This window comes from Methanobacterium sp. (assembly GCA_012838205.1).
Classification (GTDB): domain Archaea; phylum Methanobacteriota; class Methanobacteria; order Methanobacteriales; family Methanobacteriaceae; genus Methanobacterium.
Map to the genome: position 1 here is coordinate 45767 of DUPR01000031.1, position 6160 is coordinate 51926.

The following is a 6160-nucleotide window of genomic DNA, read 5'->3' on the forward strand; positions in this document are numbered from 1 at the left end:
TTCAATTATTTTTCCCACCAGATCAAAACCCAGTCTGCTTTCCCTTTAACATAACTCATGGTCCCGTCAGACGTTTTGATCATAGTTTTTTCTAGATATTCTCTCAAAATGGATTCATCATCCTTATTTAAGTCTCCAATTCTCCACCTGAGCCTGTCCACGGCTTCTTCGATATTTGAATAATGGTTGCGAGTGTTACATTTTAGCATCTCAACATTAGCATAAATTCCCATTTGATGGAGCATATTATAGACATAAATATAATCTGGATGGCTGTGTGACTCTTTTCCTAAAAGTTCAGATATTTTTCTTTCAAATTTCCGGTTATCAACGCCCCAAATAGTGATATAAACATATTTTTCGGCTATTTCATTTATTTTTTCAAGTTCTTTCTGGATGTTTGAAACACCGTTTAGAGAGCGTGAAGCAACTACTACATCATGATTACCAATTTCATCTACGGTTGTGTCTTCTAAACGCTTTTTTATGGTGTTTATATTTTTAATACCTGATTTTTCAGCCTTTTGAGTCAGTATTTCTAGCATTTTGCCAGAAATATCCATTGCAGTGACATTGTTTGCTTTTTTAGCAAGAGGAATAGTGATAACTCCATTACCACATCCGATATCTAAAACACTATCATTCGCGTCACATTTTATTCTTTGAAGAACCTTCTTAGGATAATCATCTTTTTCCATCCATTGGTTGAATTTAGGGGCTATATCATCCCAAGTAGCTGAATTTTTTTTTTCAGGCAATTTTTTCAATGATTCATCCCATAAATAATTCCAATTTATTTTTAAAGGATTATTAACGTTTTTTCCTATTTTTTTTATTTTTTCACCTCCTTAAATAACACTATTCACATTATTCGAAATGACTATATAAACATCTCGTTTTGGTATTGGTAATCTAATTATTTATATGTTTATACTGATTAGAATCGCGTAAAATTCGATAAATATACAAAAAAAGCAATAAGTAATATTCCGAGTTATTAAAAAATAGTACTCAATTTATTTTGTTAGGGGCTGTCCAATAATTAATTTTGACTTTTGAGGTAGAAATTATGCAATATTTAAATCCGTATTTGTCCTTACTTTTTCCCATTTTTGAATTGTTGGCAGATTTTATGGATTAAAACCAGGGGATTTTGGTGTTACCAGCACACGTTCTGCGGAGTGTCCATAAAGATGGTATCCTGAACCTCCCTCTGCTAGTGTGTCAAGCATTTTTTGGGGGTGGGTGATGATATCACCACCCAGAATATCAACACCTCTTTTAAAGAAAGCATGCGGGAGAATACTTGCAGTGGGCCCAACCACCACTACTTTGGTATCAGGACGGGCAATTTCTAATATTCCCTCTAATGTTCCATTAATCAGTGTGGTTCCAGTTATCACTAGCACATCTGCTTTGGGTACTATTTCTCCTGTTTTATCTGGTGGGACATAAAAAGGTAATTCATCAGGTTTGAGAGTCTTAGTGTCAAGTTCCACAACTGAAAAAGGTTTTTTTCTACTTTTTAAAACCTTTAAAAAGGGTCCTATTGCACCGATAAGCACGGGGTAAGTATCATCTTTTAAATCAACACAGTCTAATGCGTCAACACCCACTTTCATATCATAATCCTCAGTTAACCCTATTTCTCGGCAGTAACTTGAGAGTGCGGATAGGACAGCTATTCCCATGGCTTTTTTCATGGGTATATTGGAAGTGGCATCTTTGAGGTATCTATCTACAGATCTTTCTGTTAAGTGTCCAGCATTGGGCATTGATCGGGCTGAACTGGGGCAGCAAACTGCTTCAGGAATTTCCTTTATGGGTGTGGCGCTGATACCTGCGTGACCGGTGTTAAGAATTACTCCAGAAAAAAATATGCCAATAACTGCTCTTTCAATAGTTATATCATAGATAATATCGTTTAAACCATTTTTAACATAATTTATTGTTTCTTCAAGAATTTTTGAAGGTTTAATTGTTTTATTTAACAACATCTATCCTCCCCATTTGATGAATAATTAGAAACAAGTTTTTTTTCTGCATCTAATGTTTTTTCCAAGGGTTTACCTTCTTTAGTTCCAATACAGAGAACTGCATATCCCAAAGCTGTTTCGTGTGGGATTAATGATACATTAACGAATCCTATTTTTTCTAAAACATCCTTAAGGCCTTCGGGATGGCATAATGGATGGCCAAAACTGGTTAAAGCCCGATCAATTTCACGAATACCATCACCGGGTTTAATTTCACATTGAGGGCTGCAAAAACGATGGTTAAGCACTAGGGTACCTCCAGGATTCAACATTTCCACAATTTTCTCCAGTGTTTCATCCATTTTTCTACGATACTGGTACAGTTGGTGGGAAAGGAGAATAATATCATATCCATCTTCAGGTACAGCCTTCAAGTTTTCAATATCTCCTTCCTGTACTGTAATCCTATCATCCATCCAGTATTCAGATATAGAAGACGAAGTTAAAGGCACAACTTCTTGATGTTCTATGATTGTGGCTGAAAGGGCATTATTTTCCTGACAAAGGCCTATGGAGTAAAGACCATGGCTTCCACCTATATCCAAAAGTTTTTCATGTTCTGAAAATTCTGGACGTGAAACTATGCCACGTAATACATTCTGAACTTCTCCTCTAATACATTGTTGGGCTAGGGATCGGATTTGTAGTTCATCAACTTCTTTTTGGATTAATTTTGGAGATCCTTTCCTCTCTAGCACGGTTTCTAAATCATTCCATGGTGATTCATCTCTCCCAAGATCCATGATTAAATCTCCCTGATAAAAGAGGCTTTTCTTGGAAAGAAATGTCTCTGCCTGTTCAGTTAGCATATAACCGTCTTCATCGGATTTAACAAAACTAATATCTTCCAATGCACTGAGAATGCTTCTAACAAACATTCCATTTACAGAAGCAGTTTCTGCAATCTCACGTGGGGATGCAGGCCCCATTTCAATCATTTTATCAAAAAAACCAAGTTTTAATGCTGAATATATCATCTGGTAGTATTTATATCCATCCATTATAGAATCTATCATAGAAATTTCTTCAGGAAAATCAATTTGAGATATATCATTTTTTAAATCGATATTTGCGTTTTTATTCATATTATTCTCACCTCTATAATGTTTAAAGAACGATTTTGAAAAAAAAGGGGGGAAAGTTTTATTTTCCAGGTCTTTTGTGTCCTTTAAAGGTTGCAACAATGATGTCTTTTCCCAAGTAAACGAGTATCGCTGCGATAATGAGGAATATAATTCCTAATATTGTAGCAATAGGTAAACTTGCAGTTGATGAATTAGTTGTTGTAGTTGTTGCGGGAATGTTCTGTTCTAATGGTAATCTTGGTGTGATTTCATTGGTTGATGTACTGGAACTTTCTAAACTGTTCCACACATTTGCTAATGCCCCGTTGATTGTGTTGAATCCATTTCCAGAAGTTCCTGGAGTAGATGGTGTTGGTGTAATTGGGGTTGGGGTTACAGGTACTACGTAGTTCAACAGGAAATCAACTGGGTCACCACCAACTGCAGTCAAAGCTTCGTAGGAATCCTGGGTCAATGGTATTTCACGGACCACACAGAACATGGCATTCAAGTAATTGTTACCCGTGTCATGGTAAACCTTATCTAAATGCCAATTTCCACTGTTGCTGTAACCATCTGCAGCCATTAACACATTCATCGCTGACAAATCGTATTGTATTAGTGCTGCGATTCCGGTACTGGTCCTGTAATTCCATTTAATGAGTATGTACTCTGGATATTGAGTTGGTTGGTTTGTAGTAGTCATTGGGCCTCCTGATGATAGGTAGGTGCCTAATGATGGTGAAACACCAAATAATCCCATTCTAACTGCAGCGTTTTTACCCCAATTTCCCTCTGAAGAACTGGCAGCAGTTACAGGTATACTCATTAGAATGTACTGTTCGAACTGTTGTAGGGGATATTTTCCAAGACCAAACTTTGCTGCGTCTAAATCCTCCTGCAAACATCTTGGACAACCGACTTTCATGAACACTCTTAAAAAGTTCCATGGTGCTTTCTGAGCAAACATAAGGGGCATCATGTTAATATATCCGGGTCCGCTTGTACCATTGGTGTATGTGAATCCTCCAAAACCATCTGGTTCGACTTTGATCATCAATTTATTAATCACAGTGTTAGCAGAGTTGATAGGATCAACATTGACGAGTCTGAAGAACAGTATACCTAAATATCCCTGAGCATGGTTCCAGGGGTGGGTATCGGTCATTAGGGTGTGTATGTTGAATACATTGTCCTGATTTATTCCATCCAATAATCCCACTAAGGACACTCCGTTGAAATTTTGGTAGTAAGGAGTTGCAATAACGCCAATTTTGCCATTTACAAGGTCTTTCATAAACGTTGTTTGCATTTCTACAAGTGTACCAGTGTATCCAAGGTTTGCAAGGTAGGCCGGGTCAGTTGATGCTAGTGTGAATGAATTCTTTCCAATCTGATTCATTGTGTTGATGTCAGTTATTGGTATTACAGTTTTGCTTTGATCAAAGGTACCTGCAAAGTTACCAAGCTTGGAAATGTAGGCTTCATCGAGTCCATGACCAGATCCTGTTATTGGATCGTACCAGAGATATTTGTAGTCAGATTCCCCAATCTGTTTCAACATCAAAACATTGTATAACTGATCTAAGCGGTTGGCCTTCAGATAGTTGTTATAGAGCCAGTTGTTGAATAAAAGTTCGCTTAAAGTTCCACTAACTACGGTACCATAAGTGCTTCTTAGATCATTCATTTTCAGCAAGGCAAAAAGACCAGTTTTAGTGTCGCTGTCGTACTGCATTATACCAACTTTATTAGGATCACCGCCATTAAGGAGATATAATTCATAACTGAAATCAAACTCTCCTTGAAGCGCTGCTTCGTCATTATAACCGCCGGCACTGCTGAAAATGTAGTTACATTTTCCCGTGCTGACTGGATAATTTTGTTGGAATTGTTTGACAATTGCGTAGTTGATCATATTTCCCTGGCCAATGGTTTTGGTGCTGTAGGTAGTTGCTAGTAGGTCTGCAGGTGCTCCTTGTGACCATAGGTTGGCTATTGCCATTATGTCGTATGCATTGTTTCCGAGTTGTTGGATGGCGTAATTCCATGCTTCTTGGCTCATGTTAGGGTCTGTAAGGATGTAAACTACGTCTCCAAAGTTTATTGTTCCTGTTGAGTCTACAGTGTATTTTTGTGCTCTGAGGGCTTGGTTGGTAGATTTTGAGACGAAAGTGAATTCTAATGGTCCGTTAGGGTCGTTAAGGACGAGTAAGTTTCCTTGGCCGTAGGTGATTTTTTGGCTATTTTTTGGCAGGGTGTTGGCGGTGTCTACTATTCCTTGTACACTGTCTTCGGTTGTTTGTCCGTTTAGGTGGGCGGTGCTGGCTGTGGTGATTAGTAAGTTGCTTTCTGATGTGTTTAATCCTAGGTTCGTGTTTGCCATTGCTTGTTGTGTGACGTTAACACCAATATCATAGGGATCTGCTGCTGAAACGACTCCAGATATAGTTATGGTACAAGTTAACATCACCAAAATCATCATAATTTGTTTTTTCATATTTTCACCTCTTTTTTATTTTTTTTATTATGTTCATAACTCTATATCGATAGGATAATATAAACGTATCGAAAATATCCGAATTATAATGATTATAATGTAATTTTATGATCAATATGATCTTTTTTACAAATATTTATTTATCGTTAAGAAATTTTATACATTTCAATAAAAAATCAGGAATTCAATCTACGATTAATACTCAACTTCGAATGTGATTAATAAAGAGAATTTGTCATAATTTAAGACTTAATTTTAATTAAAAAAATATTCAAGAATTTTTTAAAATTTTTGGCTTTGTAGAAACCCTTTTTTTAGTTGATTTGTGTTGATCTGTAGATGTTGTATATCGTGTTTTTGAGTTTGGTTTCTTTGTTTGATAGTTGTGTGCTTCTACTATAGTTTGTACCGTTAAATTTTCTCTTTATTGCTGAAAATATGCTTTCTATATTGTTTCTGTTTATGTATATTTTCTGTCGGAATATTGCTGGGCTTTTTAGTCTGTATTGTCCTCTTTTTGCTCTGTTTTTGAGAGGGATTTGGTCAAATGCTTTGAGTTC

Annotated in this window: 4 protein-coding genes; all 4 read right to left on the reverse strand. The window is 36.5% G+C overall.

Annotation, left to right across the window (positions count from 1 at the left end; translation table 11 throughout):
* Positions 1-5: 5 nt before the first annotated feature.
* The 4 genes from GXZ72_04850 to GXZ72_04865 all read right to left on the reverse strand — a co-directional run bounded on the left by GXZ72_04850 (position 6) and on the right by GXZ72_04865 (position 5600).
* Complete coding sequence (locus GXZ72_04850) at positions 6-767, reverse strand: methyltransferase domain-containing protein (GenBank protein ID HHT18868.1); 762 nt, start codon at positions 765-767, stop codon at positions 6-8.
* A 363-nt stretch (positions 768-1130) separates the two neighbouring features.
* Positions 1131-1997: a DUF364 domain-containing protein gene (locus GXZ72_04855; protein ID HHT18869.1), complete on the reverse strand. Its 867-nt coding sequence runs from the start codon at positions 1995-1997 to the stop codon at positions 1131-1133.
* The gene (locus tag GXZ72_04860; GenBank protein HHT18870.1) at positions 1988-3121 is read right to left on the reverse strand and encodes a methyltransferase type 12; all 1134 of its coding nucleotides are present in this window, start codon (positions 3119-3121) and stop codon (positions 1988-1990) included. Before GXZ72_04860 ends, GXZ72_04855 begins: the two co-directional genes overlap by 10 nt.
* Before the next feature lie 58 nt (positions 3122-3179).
* Positions 3180-5600, reverse strand: a complete 2421-nt coding sequence (locus GXZ72_04865) for a hypothetical protein (protein ID HHT18871.1) — start codon at positions 5598-5600, stop codon at positions 3180-3182.
* Positions 5601-6160: the final 560 nt, after the last annotated feature.